Below are 24329 nucleotides of genomic sequence, written 5' to 3'. Positions count from 1 at the left end.
CCTTATAATAGAAGGGAGCATATGGAAAAAGCAGTCTGCTCAAAAAGCGACTGCTTTTTCTTATATATAAGGATGGTGGATGAGTTGTCGATGGTGGAAAAACCAATGATGATTTTCCTGCACGGTGGAGGCGTAAGCAGCTGGATGTGGCAGGAGCATATGGAAATATTCAAGGAAACGTATGAATGCTATACCCCTGATTTTATTGGTCACGGGACAAGAGCAAATGAAACGTCGTTTTCCATGCGAGAAAGTGCTTTTGAAATCATTTCATGGATAAAGGAGCATGCACATGGTCGTACAGTCATTCTAATTGGCTTCTCTCTAGGTGCACAGGTAGCCGTTGATGTGTTATCGAGAGAGCCAGACATCGCAGACATCGCCATCATCAATAGCGCCCTTGTGTTGCCATTACCATGGCTCTATTTGATGGTAAGGCCCATTTTACCTCTTACATATCCGTTATTAAAGAAAGATTGGTTCATCCAGCTGCAAGCAGAAAAGATGGGACTTCCAAACGATGTACTGGATCATTATGCAGCGGATTCCAAACAATTGCAGAAGAAGACGTTGCTTACGATGTTTCAAGAAAATCTTCATTACAAGCTCCCTGAGACGTTTCAACAAGCGAAGGCACGGATTCTTGTGACAGTGGGAGAAAAGGAAAAGGGAATTATGACTAGGTCAGCAGAAAAAATCACGAATGCACACCCGAATGCAGCCGGGTTCATCGTTCCTGACATTGGACATACGTTTACTTTTGAAAAGAAAGAACTTTTTGTCGACATGATCAAAAGCTTTATAGAAGCGCGTGCGTTACCAGAGGAATTAAAGGAAATAAGGAAGCTAGGCCATTTAGAAAGTAAAGATGAGCATAAAAGGGGCAGGCATGTATAAGACACTGTATGATATAGGTATAAAACGCTTACAGATGAATGGGTGTATGGATGGAAGCTCGTAAGTGAGCCATGAAGGAGGAAGCATGAGTAAAAACTATATCATATTCGGTGCGAGTCAAGGATTAGGGGATGCCTTTGTAAAAGGTCTTCCTTCAAGTGGAGATACAGTATGGATTGTGTCACGAAGTGAACCAAGCAGTTTGAATATAGATGACGGAGTGCGTAGAATCTGGCTGAAGATCGATTTATCAAGCCAAACCCATATCCCTTTTATGCTCGAAGCATTGAAGGATCAGACAATTGATATACTCATTTATAACGTCGGTTTATGGGAGAAACGCGGCTTTGAAGATGATTATTCTTTCGATCTTGATCAACCGGAGGATATCGCTCATTTAATCAATGTGAACGTTACCTCAACGATTACCTACATCCAAGCTCTGCTTCCGCACGTAAGGACATCTGAGAATGGAAAGATCATCGTCATTGGTTCTACTTCGGGACTTGACCATACGAATTTGTCTCAGGTTTCTTTTGTTGCTTCTAAATTTGGGCTTCGTGGTATTGTGAACGCACTAAGAGAGCACGTAAGGAAAGATAAAATATCCGTTACCTGTATCAATCCAGGGGAGCTGGCGGCAGAAGTTCCGTACGAAGATGGCGCTGAAAAAGCCATTGCTCTGTATGATGAAACGAGAATACCTGTACAAGATATTGTCGAGCTGGCGAGATGTGTTATTCATCTATCCAGGGTGTCCTGTGTGAAAGAAATCAATGTCCCGGCGATGACAGATGTGAATGCGTAAAATAAAGGAGACCACCCGCTTCAGGAAAGACGGGTGGTTTTTTTATTTTACGATGAATGCTGCTGAAGTGTTTCGTATACAGCTTCCGTCAAAATCTCAATGCCGGTAAAAATCGCAGAGCGATCGAATGTCATATAAGGGTGATGAAGCCCAGGTTTTAAATCACAGCCTAAACCGAGCATCGTCGATTTAATATGAGGAACCTTTGCTGCATAAAAATGAAAGTCCTCTCCGCCTGTCGTCACGATCGGTGGATCGAGCTGTTCTTTGCCTAGCACTTGCTCTATGGCATGTGACATGATCTCCACAGCTTCTTCATTTAATGTCGCAGCTGGAAGACGATGATCAGTTGAAAGTGTGATAGAGGCGCCAAAAGCATCTGCTACAGAATGGCATGCTCTTTCAATTTCCTTTTCTAATTCATCCATCACTTCGTTTGTCTGTGCCCGAACGTCGAGTGTAAAAGAGGCCTTGCCAGGTATGATGTTTGAGCTGCCGCCGCCTGCATTTAAATTGGTCATTTTCACAGAATGGGCGACTCGTGGATCGACATGGATATGCGCCAGTCTCTGCACAAGCGTAGATGCAACTTCGATGACGTTGACCCCAAGGTGCGGGCGTGCACCGTGAGCTTCCTCCCCTAGAATGGTCCCGACGTAATGATTACTTGATCCGTGCAAAATGGCAGGAGCGCAGCGTCCGTTTAAGGTTTCTTGAATTGGGCGCACATGCACCCCGTATAAATAATCGACGTCAGCTAACACACCTTTTTCGATCATCTTTAAAGCGCCGCCGCCTCTTTCTTCGGCAGGCTGAAAAATGAATCGGATCGTGCCAATTGGAAGTTCTTTATCTTTCAATGCCATGAATGTCCCAAGTGCCATCGTCATATGAGCATCGTGTCCGCATGAATGGTTGGCTTGAAATACGCCATCTACTTCCTGCCACAATGCGTCAATATCGGCTCTCACAGCAACCACTGGTGCGCCTTCCCCAATTTCACCAATTACCCCTGTACAGTCTTCAAATGTTCTCGTTTTACAGCCTAATTTCTTTAATAGAGCTTCAATATAAGCTGTCGTATTTGTCTCTTCCCAGCTGATTTCTGGATGGGCGTGCAGATGTTCAAAGATGTCTGTCACGGTTTGTTTCATCTCGTTTGTCAAAGTTGTCATGAGAAGCCTCCTTGCTGACAGATAATCTGCCAAAACATTCTTTTAGTGAAATAATATTGATCTTAAATATCATCAGTGTTTATAATATAACACATCATTTGATTATTCAGAAAATTAAGTGAAATTCCGATCGGGACAAAGGGGTTTTGACAGATGAAAACAGCAACAGTATCAGCACCTGAGAAACAAAAAAGAAAACTTCAGATGCCGGATGCGTATGTACTCTTATTTATGATTGCTTTAATTTGTACGATCGCAACGTATTTTGTACCAGCCGGTGAATTTGATCGGAAAACGTCAGGAGAGATCACAACAGCTGTTCCTGGCAGTTATCACCGTATAGATCAATCACCAGTTAGTCCGGTTGGTTTTTTTACAGCGATTCAAGAAGGGATGGTTGGTTCATCCTCTATTATTTTTCTGATTCTTTTTACTGGAGGAACCATTGCGATTTTGGAAAAGACAGGTGCCATTAACGGGATGATTCACAATGTCATCAGCCGGTTCCAAACGAAACAGCTATTGTTTATTTGTATTGTTGGCGGATTGTTTTCTGTACTTGGGACGACCGGAATTGTGGTGAACTCGGTCATTGGCTTTATTCCTATTGGAATCATTGTGGCACGTTCTTTAAAGTGGGATGCAGTGGCGGGAGCGGCGGTTATTTACATCGGCTGTTATGCAGGTTTTAACGCAACCATTTTGTCTCCATCTCCATTAGGTTTATCACAAACGATTGCAGAACTGCCGATTTTTTCTGGTATTGGTCTGCGTGTCATCATTTATCTTTGTTTTCTCCTATCTAGTATTGTGTACATCTATTTATATACAAAACGCTTGAAAAATAAAGAAAAGGGAAGCCTGCTTGGTGACGAGTGGTTTCCAGCTAAAGGGCTAGGAGGAGCTGATGCGGAATCTGTGGACAAGCCTGAATTCACCGGCAGACATAAGCTGATTTTAGCGGTGTGTGGTTTGTCGCTTGGGGGTTTTTTGTATGGTGCGCTTCAGCTTGGCTGGACCGATAAGGAAATGGCTGGTGTGTTTATTTTCATGGCCATTGCTGCTGGACTGCTTGGGGGATTAGCTGCCAATGATATTGCAAAAACGTTTATTGTCGGCTGTCAAAGCCTTGTATACGGCGCACTCATTGTTGGCATGGCACGCTGCATTTCAGTCATTTTGGAAAACGGCAAGCTGCTTGATACTGTGGTGAATGGACTTGCGAGTATGCTGACAGGGTTTAGTCCAATCGCTGGTGCGATCGGCATGTATATCGCCAGTGCGCTCCTTCACTTTTTGATTTCATCAGGATCAGGAGAAGCGGTTGTCTTTATACCGATTCTTGCGCCGCTTGCTGATTTAATGGGTATCACGAGACAAGTAGCGGTAGAAGCAGTGATGCTCGGTGAAGGGGTGGTCAACTGCGTGAATCCGACTTCAGGTGTGTTGATGGCTGTCTTGGCTGCAAGTGGGATTCCATACGTGAAATGGCTGCGTTTTATGGTGCCGCTTGCGCTCATTTGGTTCGTCATCGGCCTTGTCTTTATTTGTATCGGTGTCATGATCAATTGGGGACCTTATTAAATAAGAGAGAAGCTGCCAAAGAGTGTTTGGCGGCTTTTTTCTTATGAGAACATGTATGGGGACAGCGGTTTAAAACCACAATATGAGTGTTCACAAAATGGCAACATTATTTTTTTGAGCAATCCCCTTGCAAAAGTTTGTGAAGTGTTGCACAATAAGAATGTGAAATACTTCACATAAGAAAAACAACCTAGTTTTACTCAGGAGGATGAGATAAATGACAAACGAAAAAGTAAACAAAGTAGCACTTATTGGAGCAGGTTTTGTCGGCAGCAGTTATGCCTTTACATTAATAAATCAAGCAATCACAGATGAATTGGTAGTCATCGATTTGAATCAAGATAAAGCAATGGGTGACGTCATGGATTTAAACCACGGGAAAGCATTCGCCCCGCATCCTGTGAATACTTGGTATGGAGATTATGAGGATTGTCAGGATGCTGACATTGTATGTATCTGCGCTGGCGCAAACCAAAAGCCAGGTGAAACGAGACTTGATCTTGTTGAGAAAAATTTAAATATATTTAAAGGCATTGTAGACAATGTGATGAAAAGCGGATTCGATGGTATTTTCTTAGTTGCTACGAACCCAGTTGATATTTTGACATATGCGACTTGGAAATTCAGCGGACTGCCAAAAGAACGAGTGATTGGTAGTGGAACAACGCTTGATACGGCAAGATTCAGATACATGCTTAGTGAGTACTTTGAAGCAGCGGCGCACAATGTGCATGCGTACATCATTGGAGAGCATGGGGATACAGAGCTTGCTGTTTGGAGCCATGCGAATATCGGAAGTGTACCGATCACAGAATTAATGAAGAGAAATGACCAATACAAACAAGAAGATTTAGACGACATCATGGAAAATGTCCGTCATGCTGCTTACCAAATTATTGAGAAAAAAGGCGCGACTTATTACGGCGTAGCGATGAGTTTAGCCCGTATTACTAGAGCCATTTTGCACAATGAAAACAGCATTTTGACTGTCAGCACTTATTTAGATGGAGAATATGGAGCAGAAGATGTCTACATTGGTGTACCTGCCCTCGTGAACCGAAATGGTGCAACAGAAGTGATGGAGCTCGCACTGAACGACACAGAAAAAGAAAAATTCGCACATAGTGTGAATGTGTTAAAAGAAATTTTAGCTCCTCATTTTTAATCAATCAAAGGCAACCTATCTGAGCAGAAAAGGATGAATCACTATGTGGCAGCAAATATATGATCCGTTTGGTAATGAGTTCGTCAGTGCATTGGTGGCCATGCTTCCAATCTTGTTTTTCCTACTAGCATTAACTGTATTTAAGTTAAAAGGGGTATTAGCCGCTTGTTTTACCTTGATCGTCAGTTTTGTAACAGCTGTTTTCTTCTTTCATATGCCAATTGAAAAAGCATTATCTGCTGTGGTGCTCGGTGTATCTAATGGGCTGTGGCCGATTGGATATATCGTCATCATGGCCGTATGGCTCTATAAAATTGCTGTGAAGTCTGGAAAGTTCGATGTCATTCGTTCTAGTATTGCAGGAATTTCTCAAGATCAACGGTTACAGCTCTTATTAATTGGTTTTAGTTTTAACGCATTTTTAGAGGGAGCCGCTGGATTCGGTGTACCGATTGCGATTAGTGCCGCTCTTTTAACAGAGCTTGGGTTTAAACCACTAAAAGCCGCAATGCTCTGTTTGATTGCGAATGCTGCGTCTGGCGCTTTTGGTGCAGTAGGTATCCCGGTTATTACAGGGGCGCAAATGGGAAATATGACGCCGCTTGAGCTGTCTCAAACCCTTGTGTACACCATTCCGTTTATTTCTTTCTGTATCCCGTTTCTGCTGATTCTCATTGTAGACGGCTTTAAAGGGATCAAAGAAACGCTTCCAGCCTTGCTTGTTGTGAGTGGAAGCTACGCGATTCTGCAGGCTGTTACAATGGTCACCATGGGTCCTGAGCTTGCCAATATTATTTCAGCTTTAGCGAGTATGGGAATTCTGGCACTATTTCTTCGAAAATGGCAGCCAAAACACATTTACCGTGAAGAAGGCGCGCCGGCCATTGAACAAAAACAAACGTTTAGCGGAGTTGAGGTGCTGAAGGCTTGGTCTCCGTTTTATATCTTAACGGCTGTCATTACAGTATGGAGTCTGCCAGCGTTTAAAGCACTGTTTGCTGAGGGAGGCCCGCTTAATTGGACAACCATTTTAGTGAAAATGCCGTTTCTGCATCAGCAAATTGTGAAATTACCGCCAATTGCTCAAACAGAAACACCGATTGATGCGATCTTTAAAATTGATGTTATTAGTGCAACAGGTACCGCCATTCTAATTGCGGTGATGCTGACAGGATTGTTCAGCAGACATATTACATTAAAAGAAGGGTCTGCCTGCTTGAATGCAGCGGTCAAAGAGCTTTGGGTTCCTGTTCTTACGATTTGTTTTGTCATGGGCTTTGCCAATTTGGCGAATTTTGCAGGCCTAAGTTCTGCTATCGGACTAGCGCTTGCTAAAACAGGCGATTTATTCCCGCTTGTCAGCCCAGTGCTTGGCTGGATCGGCGTGTTTATTACGGGATCTGTTGTGAGTAACAATGCCTTATTCGGTAACCTTCAAGCAGTCACCGCTTCTCAAATCGGCTCTCAGGCAGGTTTGTTAATCGGGGCAAATACGACCGGTGGTGTGATGGCGAAATTAATTTCTCCACAATCTATTGCCATTGCAACAGCAGCTGTTGGAGAAACAGGTAAAGAATCTGAGCTCTTCCAAAAAACAGTGAAGTACAGCTTCATTTTGCTCGGCATCGTATGTATATGGACATTCATTCTTGCTCAATTTGTATAGGTTGATCGATTGATTGAAAAATGGAAGACTGAGAGATTTCTCAGTCTTCAGATTGTTAACAAAGGGCTAAAATGTACTTTTTTTAGTCCTTTGTCTTCTTTTCAGCGTGAAAGAAAACCTTTTCAGTCTAGGAAGGACGAGCACTGGAGCGGAGCGAATTCGGGTTTCGTGAGCACCAGAGCGCAGGACTGACAAAGAATGCGAGGGTTTGTCTACACGCTGAGACTGAGAGATTTCTCAGTCTTTTTTTTATGTAGATTCTCGTGTGACAAGCCGAGTAGGTAGCTGAATATGTTCACGTTGTAATGGTTTTTGATCTTGCAACAGCTGAATCATTTGTTTGACAGACTGCTGGCCAAGCTCGACGATAGGGATGTCGATGGTCGTGATCGTTGGAGCTGTCACCTCGCAAATGTCTTGATTGTCATAACCGATCACCGCTAAATCTTTAGGAATGTCATATCCATATGAAATGGCTTGTTTAATGAGGCCTGCTGCCACTTGATCATTGCCGGTGAAAATCGCATCCGGCGCATCCGGCATCCTGTGGATTAAGTCCATTAAACGAAAGCCGTCCTCAATGGTAAAAGCCTCGCCGAACAGCCAATCTTCTTTAAGCGGCAAACCGTGATCAGAAAGCGCATCAAGATAGCCTTGCTTTCTTTGTTTTTGCGCTTCACTGCTTTCTGTATCAAAGCAAAATCCAATGGATGTACGCCCTGATTGAATCAAGTAGTCAACCGCTTTATAGGCAGCTTCCCGCTCATCATATCCGATAATCGGAATGTCTGCTGTTTGATGATACTCATTTGCCATGACGATCGGGCCGTTTGATAAAAATGGCTCGATTGTTTCCCACTTATTTTCTAACGCCCCCAATATGACACCATCTACTTCTTTTCTTTTTAATAATTGAAGCCCTTCAAGTTCTACTGATTCTTGATAAAACGTCTGGAGCACGATGGCTTTATACCCTTGATCCAGTGCTTCCTTTGAAATGCCTTTAATCAATTGTGCAAAAAAAGGATGGTCCACAGCTGGAACAGACACAGCAATGGTTTTTGTCTGATGTGACCGAAGGGTGCGGGCTGCTGAGCTTGGTGTATACTCCATTTCCTTCATCACCTGTAAAATGTGCTGGCGCTTTTCTTCGGATACATATGGATGGTTGTTCAGCACCCGAGAAACAGTGGTCGTTGAAACCCCGCAGCGTTTGGCAATTTCATAAATTGTACACATATTAACAAATCCTTTACACAAAGTTATTGTTCTGAAATCGATAACATCATTTACAATGTGAAACAAGTTAAATATTAACAAATGGAATTGATTAATTGGAGGGAATGGAATGCAAATATTGACGAAGATATCAGGTAAAAGCAAGGATTATCTACCGTTGCTGGATATGATCAATCAAGGTGTTCAAGTAAAGGCTGATTCAGTTGAAAAGAATCTAGCGAATGATAAGCTTGCTGCGTTCCTTGAGCAAGATATTGCGCGTACAGGTTTGGAAAAAATTCTCTTCCATTATAAACAAAATAAGGAAAAAAAGATACCGTTCCTGCCGGTCGATAAACTGATTTCAGAGGATGAGATCGATGATATTATGCAGGTGCTGAAAGAAGTATTAAGTTCAGGCCGTTTTACATCAGGCCCTTATATTCCAAAGTTTGAAAAGACGCTCGCAGCATACTTAGGGAAAAAATATGTCATTGCCACATCAAGTGGAACAGATGCCTTAATGATCAGTTTAATATCAGCAGGCGTCCATCCTGGAGATGAGGTCATCTTGCCTGCCAACAGCTTTGCTGCAACAGAAAATGCAGTGCTTGCGATTGGGGCGGTTCCAGTCTATGTCGATATTGATCCAGACACCTACTGCCTAGCGCCGAATGAAATAGAAAAGCATATCACAGATAAGACAGTATGTATTCTCCCGGTTCATTTGTATGGAAAGCAAGCGGATATGAAGGCCATTTCGACGATTGCAAAACGGCATGGTCTATCGATCATTGAGGATGGCTGTCAGGCGATTGGCAGCAGCGGGCTTGGGGCATTTGGGGATGGACTTGTTCTCAGCTTTAATCCTTACAAAAACCTTGGAGTTTGCGGGAAGGCAGGAGCCATCGCGACAAATGATGAAGCCCTAGCAGAAAAATGCATGGAAATCAGCTATCACGGTTTTGAACCAGGAAAGAAAAACGTGAAGCGCAGTGACTATGGCTTTAATTCTAAGATTGATAACTTACAGGCCGCAATCGGGCTAGAACGAATGAAATATTTAGGTTTACAAAACTTTAAACGCTTTTACTTGGCAAAGAGATACATAGATCAGCTGCAAACGCTGGAAGACGAAGGCTATATTAAGCTTCCGAAGCTGACAGACGATCATGTATGGCATCTATTCCCGATCAGAGTGGTGAAGGGAAGCCGAGATGAGCTGGCAGAGAAATTATTAGAAATGGGCATAGAAACAGACGTCTATTACCCAATTTTATCGCATCAGCATCAAACGAATCTTGTTTCTCAAAAGTATAGACAAACGGAACTACCACATACGGAAAAAGCCGTACAGCAATTACTCCACTTGCCGCTTTACCCAGGAATGCCGCTGCAAGATCAGGAGAAAGTCATCGAGGGGGTCCATCATGTTATCAAATCTTCCATTCAATAAAAAGCTTGTGCATCAACCGCAACATCCGCAGTGGATCGTCTTCTGTGATTTCGATGAGACCTATTATTCTCACGGAATGACCGAGGAGCAGAGAGAGGATGTAAAACGGCTGGAAGCTTTTGTGGCAGAAAAGAGCGAAGCCGGACAGCTCATGCTGGGCTGGGTGACGGGAAGCAGCCTCGATTCTGTTACGAGCAAAATGGAGAAAGGCGGTTTCTATCAATTCCCGCATTTTATTGCGTCGAATTTAGGAACTGAAATCGTGTATACATCAGATGGGAAATTTGGACAGCCGGATGCAGAATGGATGAAACGGCTTGATGCACAAGGCTTTTCAGACGAAAAAATTGAAGATATTCTGCAAGCCGTACGTGAAAAGGGGATTACCCTTAGGCCGCAAACGCAGCTAGGCAGCTCTGGGTATAAAAAGAATTTCTATTATCAGGAGCAGGATGAACGAACAGATCTCCATCATCTATCGTTCATCCAAACACTTGCGAAGGAGCGGGGTGTGGCGGTGAACATCAACAAATGCAACCCACTTGCGGGTGACCCTGCGGATTGCTATGACGTTGATTTTTTACCAGTGGGAACAGGGAAGGATGAAATCGTTCGGTTTATGCTGAATCAATATAACCTGTCAAAAGATAAGGGCTTTGCTTTTGGTGATAGTGGGAATGACCTGCGGATGCTTCAATCCGTCACGCACGGCTTTCTTGTCCAAAATGCAACAGCCGAAGCCAAACGGCACCATCATCAAATTTGTCATCATGGGTATGCAAAAGGAATCTATGAAACATTGAAAACAGTGATGTATAAACATGAGGAGGCACATTCATGAAGAAAATTGGAATTGTTGGAGCAGGGAATATTGCAAAAGCACATGCTAGAGCATTATCAACGATCAAAGGTGCAGAATTATCTGGGGTCTATGACTTGCACGAATCCGTCGCACAAGGATTTATTAAACAGTACGGCGGACGGGTGTATGCCAGTATCGAAACACTAGCGGATGCATCAGATGGATTGATCATTGCTTCCCCTAACTTCTGTCACAAGGACCATGCCCTTCAGGCGCTTAGAGCAGGACAGCCGATTTTATGCGAAAAACCGATGGCTGTATCGTTAAAAGAAGCGAAGGAAATGGTGGAGACAGCCAAACAGTTCCAGGTTCAAGCCAGTATGGGTTTTAACTATCGCTATTTATCCTTTGTGAATATTTTGAAGAACTTGATCGCCAATGGTGAATTAGGACGCGTTTTGACAGTACGGACACATTTTAAGAAAAATAGTGCCCTTAGAAGAAAGACATTTTCGTGGAGAGACAGCGGTGAAAGTCTGCGTACAAGCGGTGCATTAGGAGATTTAGGGATTCATTTGATTGATATGCTGTGGTACTTATTTGGCAGTGAAATGAAAAAAGAATCCCTTAATACGAAGATGCTGACACATGTAAAGGAAAAGGAAGAGAAAAAGGTACAGGTCGATGACCATACCGAAATTTTTGGGCAAATGGAGAATCAAGTGTTCTTTCATTTGGTGACGTCCAAAAGTACGCAGCCCGAGGAATGTGGATTTAGTGTAGAAGTAGTGGGGCATGACAAGGTTTTTAAATACCATACAAACATGAAAAACGAATATGAGATCAGTGATGGCTTGTGTGTAGAGCGTCATCAAATGCCGCAAACATTGCTGACAGATCCACCAAATGAATTTTATGGATGGTCTGATACATTCCGTGATCAGCTGATGCATTGGGTAAATACAAACTCATATCCATCTCATATGAAGGTAGCTGATTTTGAAGATGGTTATCGCGCGCAGGCTGCGCTGAATACATGCTTCGAGAGGGAAGAGGCTGTCGTCTCTGCCCGTGCATATTAATGAAGAGGTGGAGCGGAGGATATCATGACTCCGCTCCTTTTTAGAGGAAGTGAAAAGATGAAAAAGGTGTTTTATTTTGGCTGTATCTTTTATTTTTTTATTGGGACCATTCATGTGTTTTTTGGCAGTTTAACGCCTTATTTGCTGTCTAGTTATGATAAGGGTCCTGGGGAATTATCTTCTTTAATCTTCTTTCAGTTTATTGGCTTTTTGACAGGCGTTCTTTTGTCGCCCATTCTTGTGAGGAAAAAAGGCTACGGCACTGTTCTGACGATGGGATTGCTGCTGATGATCGGAGCGCTTCTTCTTGGCCTTTTAGTGCCGGGCTGGACGATTCTTGTGGTGGCAGGTTTTTTCCTTGGGAGCGGTGCAGGCAGTCTTGAGACGACGGCCGGGGCGTATGTCATTTCAATGGCAAACAGTGCAAAGCGAATCAGCATCATGGAGGTCTTTTTTGGATTAGGTGCATTATTATTTCCTCTATTGATTCTGTTGACTGTGACAGAGGAAACGTGGCATTATGTGTTTTTATTTCAAGTCGGTGCACTGACTTTTTTCCTTATGCTGTGGCTTACTTTTATGAATAAACTCCCTCAAGGACAGATGGCAGCTCCTTCTCAAGACATGAAGAAACCATCTTTGCTGTTTGATCGAGGGAATCGAATGATTGTCGTGCTTATGATCTGTTTTGCGTTTTTCTACGCAGGAATTGAAACGAACTTTGCGAATTTTTTACCGTCGATCATGCTGGAAAAAGGGGGAGATAACTGGGGTCTTTTTGCGGTCTCTACTTTTTGGACAGCGATCGTCATTGGCAGAACTGTCATTGCGAGAAAAGCCGATCAGCTGCATCCGCTGCGTTTTTTAAAACTAAGTGCAGCACTTATGATTGTGCTGCTCGCCGTATTTGCTCTAGCCACCCACATCGCTGCGCAGCTGATTCTTATCTTTTTCATCGGTCTGTGCGCAGCTGGCATGTTCCCCATTGCCTTGACGGCTTCTGCATTAATGATTGAAAATGCCATCGACGAGGCAACGAGTTATTTTATTGCCGCCGCTAGTTTAGGTGGAGCCTGTTTGTCCTTTTTGATTGGGTTTAGCCTTGAGTGGGCAGGTGCGGCAAGCGCCGTCTTTGTTTTCGCCTTTTTAGCTGTTCTCCTTTTTGCGGCTGCCATTCAAATGAATCGATCTCGGAAAAAAGAAACCATACCCACACAGCCGCCGGCGATGAAAGCAGATCGATAAGCAGCTGATCTGGTGGCTCCTCCTTTTGTATAGCTTATCTTCAGAAAAGGTGACGAAGGACTTGTACTAAAACAACGAAAGCGTGAATAACATGTACAAGTCAGCATCAAAAGGAGGACGTCTATGTGGCGGTGTTTTTTGGTTATATCTTTTTAGGGTTGTCACTTTCAGCGCCTGTTGGGCCAGTCAATGCAGCCCAAATCGACAGAGGGATTAAAAGTGGATTTTGGCACGCTTGGATTTTTGGTGTGGGGGCTATGGCTGCGGATATTGTCTATATGATCCTCATCTATTTTGGTGTCGCCCAGCTTTTGACTGCACCTCTTGTGAAAACCTTTTTGTGGCTGTTCGGCTTTTTCGTTCTGACCTATACCGGTATTGAAAGCCTTCGTAAAATCAATTTGCATGAAAGCCCAAAGAAGGACGGAGGAAACACGTCGATCGGGCATTCGTTCATGACGGGATTTTTCATTTCCCTTTCCAATCCGCTTAGTATATTATTTTGGCTTGGGATCTATGGCAGTATTTTAGCCAATACGATTGAAAAGTACGGGGCATCTCAAATGCTGATGTACAGCATCGCTATTTTCATCGGCATGCTCTTATGGGATTTCTGTATGGCGTTGCTCGCCAGTACGTTTAGACGGTATTTAAATGAACGGATTTTGCACGGCTTATCCGTTCTGGCAGGTCTCTCTTTACTCGGCTTCGGTGCTTACTTTGGATATCAAGGGATCATGGCGCTCATTGGATAGAATGGTTGATAAGAAAAAGGGCTAAAATCTAAATCATTTTAGCCCTTTTTCATATTTGACAATAATAGGACACTCTTCAATAATGATGGAAGATACATAAAATTGAAGGAGTTTTTGCCATGCGTATGTTCCTGCCAGCATTCAACTATGTGTGTATGCTGATTTTGTCTGTGATCACAGCGACATTCGTTTATACCATATTGTTTGCCCCACCTGAATCTGGATTCAGTTATGTGGAGGTCACCAGTCTTTTTATTTTGATCGCTTATGTCCTATTTGCTGCACCTATCCAAATGGTTTTACACCGTCATCCTGAGAAGTTTCGACGCCGTGATTTATTGGTTTATTTTATCGGGGCGTGGGTGGTTTGTTCGGCGCTTGCTTTATGGATTGATTATGGTGTTGTCGTCTTTATTAGCTACAAAGTTTATCTATTTAGCTTTTGCGCGGCCTTTATTTATTGGCTGCTTGATTCCGTTTTTTTAAAGAAAAATCAATCATAAAGGCTTTTCCCGTTTTTTCTCCTGAACATGAACGTGTATGACCTTCGAGAATCCGCTTGATACAAAAGCAAGAGCCGTCATCAGAAGGACCCAGTATAGATTGCTAAGGTCAAATCCAGTATAAGCGAAGATGAAAATCATCGAGATCACGGACGTTAATATGAGGACAGGCCATATCCGGTTAAAGTGCAGATAACCAACAAATCCCCAAAGGAAAGCCATCACTGGTAGTGTAAATAAGATCAGATACATCGGATGGAGAAAAAGAAGACGCATGTCATTCACCCATTTCTTTTATGATGACCGACTCTATTAGATAGAGGCGGCTAAATGATGATATGCAGAAGCATACTCATACATGATTAGATAAATGGAAGTGAATTCCTGCTTCATCCGGCAAATCAACCACCCTGTGAATGTCCAGTGAAAGTCGTTGAAGGACAGTCACCACAGCTTTTTCCTCCTCATAGGCTATGGAGAAGACGCTAAAACGAGGTGGAAGAAAATGGCCCAGCTGTATGCAAAAAGTTGCCTTGATCAAAATCTACGATCACTAGAGGAATGGAAGCAGGATGCCTTCACACAGTTTGGAGAGATGGTAGGGGATGAGGCAGATACATTTCCGTGTGTACCAGGCAGACAAGGATTTTTTCTCGATCATTTGCGTTATGGATTTGTCGGTGATCCGCGGGGAGAAGAGGCCGTGAATGAATTAGCAGAGCTTTTAAGGGAATATCAAAGCTGCTCTAGGGAAACCGGTCAATATGCTTCGTTCATTTGCTTTTTTGAAACACCGCAGGATATGAAGGAGTATTCGCTCGAAGAGTATGAGGAGCAGTTTTGGTCGGTTGTTCAGCAATTACATCAAAAGGATGAAATGAAATGGCCAGAGGAAATTCCATCAGATCCTGAAAATCATGAATGGGAATTTTGTTTTCATGGGGAGCCTTATTTTATTTTATGCGCGACACCAGCGCATAAGCTAAGAAAAAGCCGTCATTTTCCTTATGTGATGTGGGCCTTTCAACCAAGGTGGGTGTTTGAAAAGATGAACGGTTCCACCACATTTGGTCAAAAAATGAGTAAACTCGTTCGGAAGAGGCTGAAGGCGTATGATCAAGTTGATGTACATCCAGCATTAAAATGGTATGGGGATCAGAAAAATTTAGAATGGAAACAATACTTTCTTTCAGATGATGAGGCGGAGAAACCAGCCTCCGCCAAATGTCCATTTACTGCTTTAAAAAACATGATGAAATTATGATGCGGCCTGATCCTGTTTCCACTTTTTTCTCATAAAGAGTACCATGATGCCAATGACAGCAATGATTCCAAGGCTAATAAAAAAGCCAGGTCGTCCGCTTGCCTCTGTCAGAGTACCTGAAACAGCTGCACCAATTAAGATCAGGGCAAGAACCATTTCGCACGTTTGGCGAGTGGATGGCTTTGACAGTTTTTTGCTTGAAAGCAGAATAAACACCCATGTGTACAAAAGAGTTAAACCGGCTGCCGTTGTGAGATGCTCGTAAATGTGTTTGGACAAAAAGAGTGCCAGCAAAATCGAGACAATCAACCCTGCAGCAGTTAAAAGAATTGAAGACCATCTGACATGAGATGGTTCTTTTTGTTTAAAACAAGCAGGTGCATCCTGATGCTCCGACATCGTGCCAAGCAGCGTCGTGACCGCATAGAGGGAGGCAACCAATGTGGAAAACCCGGCAATAATGAAAATGCCATTAAAGATATGAAGAAAAATGGATAAATGAAATGGCTCCAGTGATGTAATAAATGGACTGCTATTCTCGTTAAAGGCTGTCACTGGCACCAGCAAAAGCGCAAGTCCGATGGAGACGATATAAATGACAGCAAGAATGATCAGCATCACACGTCCAGATTTTGCGGCGTCCTTCGGGTCTTTTAAATGAACCGCCATCAGCCCCATGACTTCAATCCCCCCGAAAGCATAAAACGCATAAATCAGTCCATTCCATAGACCGAGTGGGCCGAGCGGCATCCATTCATGGTCTTTATTTGGCAGGTGGAGGGTGGGCCTATGCTCTGTGAGAATGCCGCATAAAACAAGAACGGCAAGGACGACAAACAATAGGATCGCCCCGGTCTTCAGCACGGCAAGGACATTTTCCGTCTTTTGAAAAGAAGAAAGCCCAATGATAATCACAAGCAGGGCAAGAGCGGAATAAATCGCTGAAAATACCCAAAGTGGAATGGATGGAAACCAGTGACGAGTAAAAAGAGAAATCGCCGTCAGCTGACTCCCTGTGATGAGCATTTCTGAAAACCAATACACCCAGCCATTACTAAAACCCGCCCAGCGCCCATAGGCTTTTCGGGCATAGGAACAAAATGATCCCTTATCTGGGTTTTCGGCTGTCATCGCAGCCAGGTGTTTAAAGACGAGATATGTGCCGACTGCCGCAAGCAAAAATGAAATACAGACGGAATAACCGGACTTTGTAATGGCGATGCTGGAACCAAGGAAGAAACCAGTGCCGATTGTACAGCCGACTCCGATAAGAGAAAGCTGCCACCAAGATAAAGATTGTTCTTCTTTCAATGCATGTGCAACACCTTTCTGATTCAATAGCATTAGCTTGTGACCGCCTCTTTTTTTTATACATGATCAAGAGGACGTTTTGGGCATACTGTCAACATGGAAAGGAGTGCATGTGATGAACGGAGAATACGTGATTTTACCAAAGGATGGGCTTGGTTTTCGGTTAGGAAAAGGACAATGTATGCGAGTGGTTGATGTCGAAGGGCAGCAAGTAGCAGATGTGATGGCCTATCATGAAAAGGATTTTTATGAAAAATTTGATCAAGGCGCTACAATGGACAGCCTGTTCTCTTCCAAGGTGAAAAAGGGAGATCAGCTTTATTCTAATTTATATAAACCAATGTTTACGGTCATTGAAGATACAGTTGAATGTCATGATTTATATATGCCTGCGTGCCGGCAAGAAATGTATCAACTCTTATATGGGCGTACGCACCTAGAGGTCATGCATACATGCTACGATAATCTCAGGACAGCCTTTGAGCCATTCGGGATTCCAAAAGAGGATATGTATTATCCTTTTAATGTCTTTATGAATACAGTCATTGATGACAAAGGAAAGTTGTCTGTCGAGCTGCCAAAATCGCTCTCCGGTGATTACATCCGCCTGCGTGCAGAAATGGACCTCATTGTCGCGGTGTCTGCATGTCCTGCCGACATTGGAAAATGCAATGGCTCAAGCTGTACATCCATCCGAGTGGAGATCGATTGAAAAGGAAAGACCAGTCAAAGCGGCTTGGTCTATTTCGTTTGTGAATGTTTGATCATTTATGAAAAAGGGGAACGTCTAAAAAATATCCTTTATCAAAACATGATATAATAAAGTGGCTAAAATCGTTGGTAAACCAATTGAATTGGAAGTAAAACCTGTTCTCTTCATGTAGAGGATGCTTAGGAGGAAAAGTGTATGAGTTTGCAGAAAAAAATCAGCCAAGAGTTGCATGTGCAGCCCTCAATTGACCCAAAGCAGGAGATCGAAAAACGGGTTGGATTTCTAAAGGCTTACTTGAAAAAGACCGGTGCAAAAGGATTCGTTCTCGGTATTAGCGGCGGACAGGATTCAACGCTTGCCGGCCGTCTCGCTCAGCTCGCTGTAAGTGAGCTTCGTCAAGAAGGAAAAGAGGATGCTGTCTTTATTGCAGTCCGTCTTCCGCATGGCACGCAGCAGGATGAAGACGATGCGCAGCTGGCTCTATCATTTATTCAGCCGGACAAGTCTTGGAAATATGACATCGCGCCTGCCGTGACGGCATTCAGTGAACAATACCAAAAGGAAACAGGCGGTGCGCTGTCTGATTTTAATAAAGGGAACGTCAAAGCACGCATGAGAATGATCGCACAGTATGCCGTCGGTGGACAGGAAGGCTTACTTGTCATTGGAACGGATCATGCAGCTGAAGCTGTGACGGGCTTTTTCACGAAGTATGGGGATGGCGGTGCAGATGTCCTTCCGCTCACAGGTTTAACGAAACGCCAAGGACGGTTGCTGCTTGAGACCCTTCAGGCGCCGGAGCGATTATACTTAAAGAAACCGACAGCCGATCTGCTGGATGATAAGCCTCAGCAAACGGATGAAACAGAACTTGGTATTACGTACAATGAAATTGATGATTACTTAGAAGGAAAACCAGTTTCAGATCAAGCAGCAGAAGCGATTGAAAAACGTTATGTTCAATCAGAACATAAACGTCAAGTACCAGCTTCTATGTTTGACGACTGGTGGAAATAAAATAAGTGACCTCTCCAGAAGATGGAGGGGTCTTTTTATGTCAAATTTCAGCTGAATTTGACAGAATGAATCGGAAATGGTTCATTAATTAGTAGAACGATCTACATAAGTCTGTTTGACTAAATAAAGGATATATTGAAGAATAAGTGGTGAAATAATTAGTTCGATTCACTTAATTTCTCATCAAAAGACAGTATTTTCAGAAAAAATGATTGACGATAAAAACGAATGCGCTTACAATAAAAACACATTCCAAAAAGTGAAATTGAATTCCACTAGACGGAATTAAAGGAGTCGTTCATCTCCAAATAAGAGGCTAAAGGAATGATTCACACGATGAAAAATCGAAGTGCACTGGAAATATACAAAGAAGGAGGCGCTTGGTGGGAGACTGAGATTAGTCATATTCAAAAAAATTCAATTGAACTTCGGGGCTATCCAATTGAAGAGCTTATTGGTCAATTAACGTATCCACAAATGCTTTATTTACTGCTTGTTGGTGAATTACTAGATGATTCGAAGGCAGCTCTTTTTGAAAGTGTTCTGGTCGCAGGTGCGGATCATGGGCCAAGGGCACCGTCTATTGCAGCGGCAAGAATGGCGGTTACATGCGGCATTTCGTTTAATTCCTCTGTTGCAACAGGGGTGAATCTATTAGGTGATATTCATGGCGGAGCCGGAGAAAAGGCGATGCGTATGTTATACGAAGCCAAAGCGGTTTATGATGCACAAAAAGATATGAAGTCTGCTGCAAAGCAAGTATGTCAGACGTGGTTAGCTCGCAAGGAAAAAATTCCGGGAATCGGCCATCAGCTGCATGATGATGATCCGAGAGTGAGACGGCTGTATGAGCTGAGTCAAACATATGTGCAGCAAGGTGATATCAGCGGAACGTACTTACGGTTAGCTGAGGCGATTAGACATGAACTAGAACAATTAAAAGGGAAAAAAATCACGATGAACATAGATGGTGTATCTGCTGCGATCCAATGTGAATTAAGCATTCCAGCTGAAGCGGCAAAAGGCATCTTTTCCTTATCCAGAGGAATGGGCATCGTGGCGCATGCATATGAAGAGCTGACAAAAGGTGCCCTAGTGAAAGGCCCTTGTCCGAATGAAGAAAGACTGGTTCGTTATGCGGGGGTCGGGACGCGTCACTTGAAGGAGGGTGAGAAAATTTGAGTGAATTGAAAGCGTTGTCATATATAAACGGCGAATGGCTGGATGCAAACCATGTCAAAGAAGACATTATCAATCCATACTCTGGGGAAATGATCGGTACATCCTATCTTGCATCCTCAGAAGATATAGAACAGGCGCTTTCTATTGCGCAGCAAGCTAAAAAACAAATAGCGGCAATATCAGCATTAGAACGCTCAACGCTTCTAACAAAGGCAGCCGCCTTATTGGAAGAACAAAAAGAGCATTTTGCAAAACTCATTTCTTTAGAATTAGGCAAACCGCTTAAAAATACAAGAGATGAAGTCTCACGATCAATTGAAACGCTGGCGCAGTCAGCCGAAGAAGCCAATCGACTAATCGGTGAGACCATTCCTGGCAATGTATCTTCCCGTGGACAGAGAGCAATGGCGATGACATTTAAAGTGCCGGTTGGGGTTGTGCTGGCGATTACGCCTTTTAATGCGCCTCTCAACTTAATTTGTCACAAAATCGGTCCAGCTTTTGCGGCAGGGAATGCGATTATTTTAAAACCAGCACCGCAAACATCAGCTGTTGCCACAGCGTTTGTTAAGCTCCTGCTTGAAGCAGGGTTTCCTGAAAAGAGCCTGCAGCTTGTGATTGGAGGAGTAGACGCCGGCAGACAGTTAGTCACTGATGAAAGAACCAATCTTGTTTCTTTTACTGGCGGTGCGGTGGGCGGAGAACATATTTCAAACTCGGCTGGATTAAAAAAGGTACTGCTGGAACTCGGAGGAAATGGAGCGACGATTGTTCATCATGATGCAGATATCGAGCAAGCCGCCTCTCTTTGCGCTAAAACGGGCTTTAGCAACTCTGGTCAAAGCTGTATTTCTGTTCAAAGAATTTATGTTCACAAGCAAATTTTGTCGACATTTACTGAGACACTTAAACAAAAAGTAGAACAGCTCGTCGTTGGAGATCCGCTGTCTAATGAAAGTGATATCGGCTGTATGGTTGATGTACAGGCAGCAAAACGTGTGGAGGCATGGATACAAGAGGCAGAGAAAATGGGTGCCGAGCTTCTATCTGGAGGACAACGAAATGGCGCAAGCATCACACCGGCTATTTTGCTAAACCCGCCAAAACAAGCCAAGGTCGTCTGTGAAGAAGTGTTCGGTCCAGTTGTCAGCATTCTCCCATATGAGGAGCTGGATGAGGCAATCAAAGAAGCAAACGATAGTCGATATGGTTTGCAGGCAGGTGTCTTTACGAATCAGTTGGATGTTGCGTTACACGCAGCAAAAGAGCTTGAAACTGGCGGCGTAGTCATCAATGGGACATCGAATTTCAGACTAGATCACTGGCCATATGGCGGGATTAAACGAAGCGGTATTGGAAGGGAAGGCCCGCGTTTCGCCATCGAAGAGATGACCGAAACCAAAATGGTTGTGCTGCCAAATGGTCTATAAAGGGGGCAGATGGACGTGAATGTCTTTCAGCAAAAGGTGAAAAGTGCGCAGACAGGCGGTCAGCCAATGATTTGTACGCCGCTCATTGGACAAACAAAGGAAGAATTGTTTCTTGAAGTTGAGGTGTTAGCTGAGAAGAAGCCTGATGTGATAGAGTGGCGAGCGGATTTTTTCAATCACCTCAATGACAAGGAACAAGTCATCACCACCCTGAAAGGGATGATCGAAAAGGCAGATAGCATCCCATTTCTATTCACCATTCGTTCTGAAAAAGAGGGCGGCGAACGCATCTCACTCTCAGAGGATGAAAAAGTTTCCCTGCTTGTCGAGCTTTGTGCCACTCAGCTTGTGGCTGCCGTTGATTTTGAATTAATGCATGATGTCTCGCATATCCAGCAAGTCAGTCAGGCGGCTAAGAGAAACGGGGTCATCTTGATTGTGTCGTACCACGATTTCCAGCGTACCCCGGAGGCGGATCGGCTCGTGGAACTATTCACCAATGCAGAATCGGTCGGTGCCGACATTGCAAAGATCGCCGTCATGCCGCATTCCTATGAGGATGCACTGACACTGCTCTCTGCGACAGGCAAGGCGAAAAAGCATCTGTCCATCCCCGTTATTTCGATGGCGATGGGGGAATATGGCGCCTTCACAAGAATGGTAGGTGGACTCTTTGGGTCTGTCATGACCTTTGCTGTAGGGAAAGAAAGCTCGGCACCTGGACAAGTTGCGATACAGGATTTGAATACCGTTCTATCAATTGTGTTTTCAAAGAATCAGTGAGTAGCAGATTCATAGCTGCACCGTGAGAGGAGAGAAACATGAAGAAGAATATATCTACACAGGTCATTCAGTATTTAGAAAATCGAGGAGTTGAGCATATCTTCGGTCTGTGCGGTCATACGAATATTGCTTTTTTATCAGCGTTAGAAAAAAGCCGTATTCAATTTGTGAATGTCAGACATGAACAGATAGCGGCGCATGCAGCAGACGGTTATGCACGAGCGAAGAAACAGACGGCTGTTGTGCTCAGTCATTTAGGTCCTGGACTCACCAATGCGGCAACAGGCGTAGCGAATGCCGCACTCGATTCCATTCCAATGGTTGTCATTGCAGGAGATGTTCCAAGTCATTACTACGGAAAGCACCCACACCAAGAAATCAATCTTCATTCCGATGCTTCTCAATACGAAATTTATCGCCCGTTTGTGAAAAGAGCATGGCGAGTCGACATTCCGGAATTATTTCCAGAAATTCTATCAAAAGCGTTTCAGTTAGCTGAAAGCGGCCGTCCTGGGCCAGTCCTGATTTCAGTTCCGATGGATGTGTTCTCAAAAGACTTAGATGTGTCGTTATTTGAACAAATCGCTCATCATACACACACCGTCGAAAAACCATCTATTGATGATCAAACAGCGAATCGGATAATAGATCGATTGCTGCAGGCAGACAAACCACTTTTATATGTAGGGGGAGGCATTTTACTAGCCGATGCCGCAGAAGAGTTAAAGGCATTTTCTGACCATTTGAGTATCCCTGTTGCCCATTCTTTGATGGGGAAAGGGGCGATGCCAGATGATCATCCAATGACCCTTGGCATGACAGGGTTTTGGGGGACGAAATTTATCAATGATCAGTGTAAAGCAGCGGATTATATATTGGCATTAGGCACCCGTTTTGCTGAAGCAGATGCGAGTTCGTGGGAATCGGAGTATACGTTCAATTTCCAATCAACCAAGCTCATCCATATTGACATTGATCCGAATGAAATTGGCCGAAATTATCCTGTGGAAATTGGAGCAGTAGCAGATCTCAAACAGGCACTGACCGTACTCAATCGTGTGGCGAAAGAGAGGCTGCCAGAAGGTCTGGATCGCCCTGAATTGAAAAAGGACATTGCGGCATATCGTGAGGAATTTCAGAAGAGCAATTTGACGAATATTCAAGATGAGTCTTTCCCAATGAAACCACAGCGTATTTTGCAGGAAGTGCGGGAAGTATTGCCACCTGATGCCTTCATTACAACCGATGTTGGCTGGAATAAAAATGGGGTCGGGCAGCAATTTCCTGTATACACGCCAGGCACTATTTTAACCCCAGGTGGTTTTGCGACGATGGGATTTGGCGCTCCTGCTGCACTTGGCGCAAAGATTGCCCAGCCTGACCGTGTCGTTGTATCACTTGTTGGGGACGGCGGTTTCGGTCAAAATCCATCTGTTCTCGCAACAGCCATGGAAGAAAACATTCCTGTCGTGTGGATTGTGATGAACAATAGTGCGTTTGGGACGATCGCCGGCTTGCAAATGGCACACTATGAAACGACATACGGCACTGTTTTTAGAAAAGATGGAGAAAGCTATTCGCCTGATTTTGCAGCCATTGCGAGAGGTTATGGGATGAAGGGAATCAAAATTACGGCGGCTTCTGAATTCAAAGAAGCTTTGGCTGAAGCGATCGCCTCTCAGGAACCATGTGTCATTGATGTAGCGATGAAAAATGATCCAGTGCCTACTGATGGACATTGGAACATTAATGATATTTATTCACCAAATACAAAACGCTCACATGTCAGTGTGAACTAAACATTACTAGGGAGGAATAAACAATGAAAATTAAAGTATTAAATCCATTTCAAGACGGTCATCCATTATGGTTAGGTTTAGATCATCCAGAAGAGAAAATGATTCGAAAAGTGTTTCAAACGATAACACCAGATACCGTAGGGTCAGAGCATATGATGGCAGGTCTCACTATTTTTGAGCCGGGCGAAGCAAGCTCGGTACACAATCACCCGGGTTCAGAGGAATTTGATTATGTGATTAAAGGGTCTGGCGAAGTCATTTGCGATGGAGAAAGACAATCATTTAAACAAAATGACTTCATGTTTATTCCTGATGGTGTCCCGCATCAGCATGTGAACACAGGGGACGAACCTTTATGGCTAATTTGGCTCTATACACCGCAAGGGCAGCTTCCGAAGGACTAAAAAAACCTTGCACGAGAGAAAGAAGAAAAGGGGCTAAAATAGAAAGCATTTTAGCCCTTTATCAATTGAAC

General features: G+C 43.7%; 22 protein-coding genes. 19 read left to right on the top strand and 3 right to left on the bottom strand.

All coding sequences use genetic code 11. From position 1 onward, the window contains the following. Window positions 1–90: 90 nt before the first annotated feature. Window positions 91–897 (top strand): alpha/beta fold hydrolase, encoded by an 807-nt coding sequence (locus FXF70_RS16175; protein ID WP_262368859.1) that lies wholly within the window; start codon window positions 91–93, stop codon window positions 895–897. Between the two features lie 85 nt (window positions 898–982). Next, window positions 983–1705: an SDR family oxidoreductase gene (locus FXF70_RS16170; protein ID WP_148780743.1), complete on the top strand. Its 723-nt coding sequence runs from the start codon at window positions 983–985 to the stop codon at window positions 1703–1705. A 47-nt stretch (window positions 1706–1752) separates the two neighbouring features. On the opposite strand, the gene FXF70_RS16165 is transcribed toward FXF70_RS16170, so the two are convergent. Continuing rightward, entirely contained in the window at window positions 1753–2880 is a 1128-nt protein-coding gene (locus FXF70_RS16165; protein ID WP_148780740.1) for a M20 peptidase aminoacylase family protein, read from the bottom strand. Window positions 2881–3033: 153 nt separating this feature from the next. Between FXF70_RS16165 and FXF70_RS16160 the strand changes: the two genes are divergently transcribed. From FXF70_RS16160 to FXF70_RS16150, 3 genes are all read left to right on the top strand, one after another. Beyond that, window positions 3034–4464, top strand: coding sequence for a YfcC family protein (locus FXF70_RS16160; protein ID WP_007498311.1), 1431 nt, complete (start codon window positions 3034–3036; stop codon window positions 4462–4464). Between the two features lie 217 nt (window positions 4465–4681). Continuing rightward, on the top strand, window positions 4682–5629 hold the full coding sequence (locus FXF70_RS16155) for an L-lactate dehydrogenase (protein WP_007498309.1): 948 nt from the start codon (window positions 4682–4684) through the stop codon (window positions 5627–5629). Between the two features lie 43 nt (window positions 5630–5672). Further along, window positions 5673–7295 carry an L-lactate permease gene (locus FXF70_RS16150; RefSeq protein WP_035390535.1) on the top strand — a complete coding sequence of 541 codons (1623 nt, stop codon included), beginning with the start codon at window positions 5673–5675 and terminating at the stop codon, window positions 7293–7295. Window positions 7296–7544: 249 nt separating this feature from the next. Here the strand turns inward: FXF70_RS16150 and FXF70_RS16145 are convergent, their stop codons facing one another. Beyond that, complete coding sequence (locus FXF70_RS16145; protein WP_046342561.1) at window positions 7545–8534, bottom strand: LacI family DNA-binding transcriptional regulator; 990 nt, start codon at window positions 8532–8534, stop codon at window positions 7545–7547. Between the two features lie 109 nt (window positions 8535–8643). Here FXF70_RS16145 and FXF70_RS16140 point away from each other — a divergent pair, with 109 nt between their 5' ends. The 7 genes from FXF70_RS16140 (at window position 8644) to FXF70_RS16105 (ending at window position 15620) form a co-directional block, all read left to right on the top strand. Next, the gene (locus FXF70_RS16140) at window positions 8644–9969 is read left to right on the top strand and encodes a DegT/DnrJ/EryC1/StrS family aminotransferase (RefSeq protein WP_144684501.1); all 1326 of its coding nucleotides are present in this window, start codon (window positions 8644–8646) and stop codon (window positions 9967–9969) included. Beyond that, complete coding sequence (locus FXF70_RS16135; RefSeq protein WP_024718989.1) at window positions 9944–10810, top strand: HAD-IIB family hydrolase; 867 nt, start codon at window positions 9944–9946, stop codon at window positions 10808–10810. The genes FXF70_RS16140 and FXF70_RS16135 overlap by 26 nt, the downstream gene beginning before the upstream one ends. After that, window positions 10807–11853: a Gfo/Idh/MocA family protein gene (locus tag FXF70_RS16130; protein WP_007498302.1), complete on the top strand. Its 1047-nt coding sequence runs from the start codon at window positions 10807–10809 to the stop codon at window positions 11851–11853. Before FXF70_RS16135 ends, FXF70_RS16130 begins: the two co-directional genes overlap by 4 nt. A gap of 57 nt (window positions 11854–11910) precedes the next feature. Beyond that, the gene (locus tag FXF70_RS16125) at window positions 11911–13098 is read left to right on the top strand and encodes an MFS transporter (RefSeq protein ID WP_108611512.1); all 1188 of its coding nucleotides are present in this window, start codon (window positions 11911–11913) and stop codon (window positions 13096–13098) included. Window positions 13099–13223: 125 nt separating this feature from the next. Continuing rightward, complete coding sequence (locus FXF70_RS16120; protein WP_008342111.1) at window positions 13224–13853, top strand: LysE family translocator; 630 nt, start codon at window positions 13224–13226, stop codon at window positions 13851–13853. 119 nt (window positions 13854–13972) lie between these two features. Beyond that, window positions 13973–14356 (top strand): UPF0715 family protein, encoded by a 384-nt coding sequence (locus tag FXF70_RS16115; RefSeq protein ID WP_129548070.1) that lies wholly within the window; start codon window positions 13973–13975, stop codon window positions 14354–14356. Window positions 14357–14861: 505 nt separating this feature from the next. Next, window positions 14862–15620: a YqcI/YcgG family protein gene (locus tag FXF70_RS16105; RefSeq protein WP_024718983.1), complete on the top strand. Its 759-nt coding sequence runs from the start codon at window positions 14862–14864 to the stop codon at window positions 15618–15620. Here the strand turns inward: FXF70_RS16105 and FXF70_RS16100 are convergent. Beyond that, complete coding sequence (locus FXF70_RS16100; protein ID WP_007498290.1) at window positions 15615–16964, bottom strand: amino acid permease; 1350 nt, start codon at window positions 16962–16964, stop codon at window positions 15615–15617. The two genes, FXF70_RS16105 and FXF70_RS16100, sit on opposite strands and share 6 nt — an antisense overlap. 82 nt (window positions 16965–17046) lie before the next feature. Here FXF70_RS16100 and FXF70_RS16095 point away from each other — a divergent pair, with 82 nt between their 5' ends. The 7 genes from FXF70_RS16095 to FXF70_RS16065 all read left to right on the top strand — a co-directional run bounded on the left by FXF70_RS16095 (window position 17047) and on the right by FXF70_RS16065 (window position 24258). Then, entirely contained in the window at window positions 17047–17643 is a 597-nt protein-coding gene (locus tag FXF70_RS16095; protein ID WP_008342104.1) for a DUF1989 domain-containing protein, read from the top strand. Window positions 17644–17838: 195 nt separating this feature from the next. Then, window positions 17839–18660 (top strand): ammonia-dependent NAD(+) synthetase, encoded by an 822-nt coding sequence (gene nadE / locus FXF70_RS16090; RefSeq protein WP_007498287.1) that lies wholly within the window; start codon window positions 17839–17841, stop codon window positions 18658–18660. Between the two features lie 324 nt (window positions 18661–18984). After that, window positions 18985–19842: a citryl-CoA lyase gene (locus FXF70_RS16085; protein WP_148780736.1), complete on the top strand. Its 858-nt coding sequence runs from the start codon at window positions 18985–18987 to the stop codon at window positions 19840–19842. Beyond that, complete coding sequence (locus FXF70_RS16080; RefSeq protein ID WP_148780734.1) at window positions 19839–21272, top strand: aldehyde dehydrogenase family protein; 1434 nt, start codon at window positions 19839–19841, stop codon at window positions 21270–21272. The genes FXF70_RS16085 and FXF70_RS16080 overlap by 4 nt, the downstream gene beginning before the upstream one ends. A gap of 9 nt (window positions 21273–21281) precedes the next feature. Further along, the gene (gene aroD / locus FXF70_RS16075; protein ID WP_079920446.1) at window positions 21282–22055 is read left to right on the top strand and encodes a type I 3-dehydroquinate dehydratase; all 774 of its coding nucleotides are present in this window, start codon (window positions 21282–21284) and stop codon (window positions 22053–22055) included. A gap of 38 nt (window positions 22056–22093) precedes the next feature. Next, a complete protein-coding gene (locus tag FXF70_RS16070) occupies window positions 22094–23854 on the top strand; it encodes a thiamine pyrophosphate-binding protein (RefSeq protein WP_060780740.1) in 1761 nt (586 codons plus the stop codon). A 23-nt stretch (window positions 23855–23877) separates the two neighbouring features. Further along, window positions 23878–24258, top strand: coding sequence for a cupin domain-containing protein (locus FXF70_RS16065; RefSeq protein WP_017366575.1), 381 nt, complete (start codon window positions 23878–23880; stop codon window positions 24256–24258). Window positions 24259–24329 lie beyond the last annotated feature (71 nt).

The sequence above is a fragment of the Bacillus sp. Y3 genome, assembly GCF_008123875.1.
Classification (GTDB): domain Bacteria; phylum Bacillota; class Bacilli; order Bacillales; family Bacillaceae; genus Bacillus; species Bacillus altitudinis.
Note: the sequence above shows the minus strand (reverse complement) of the source record. Positions and strands in the feature narration are given on the sequence as shown.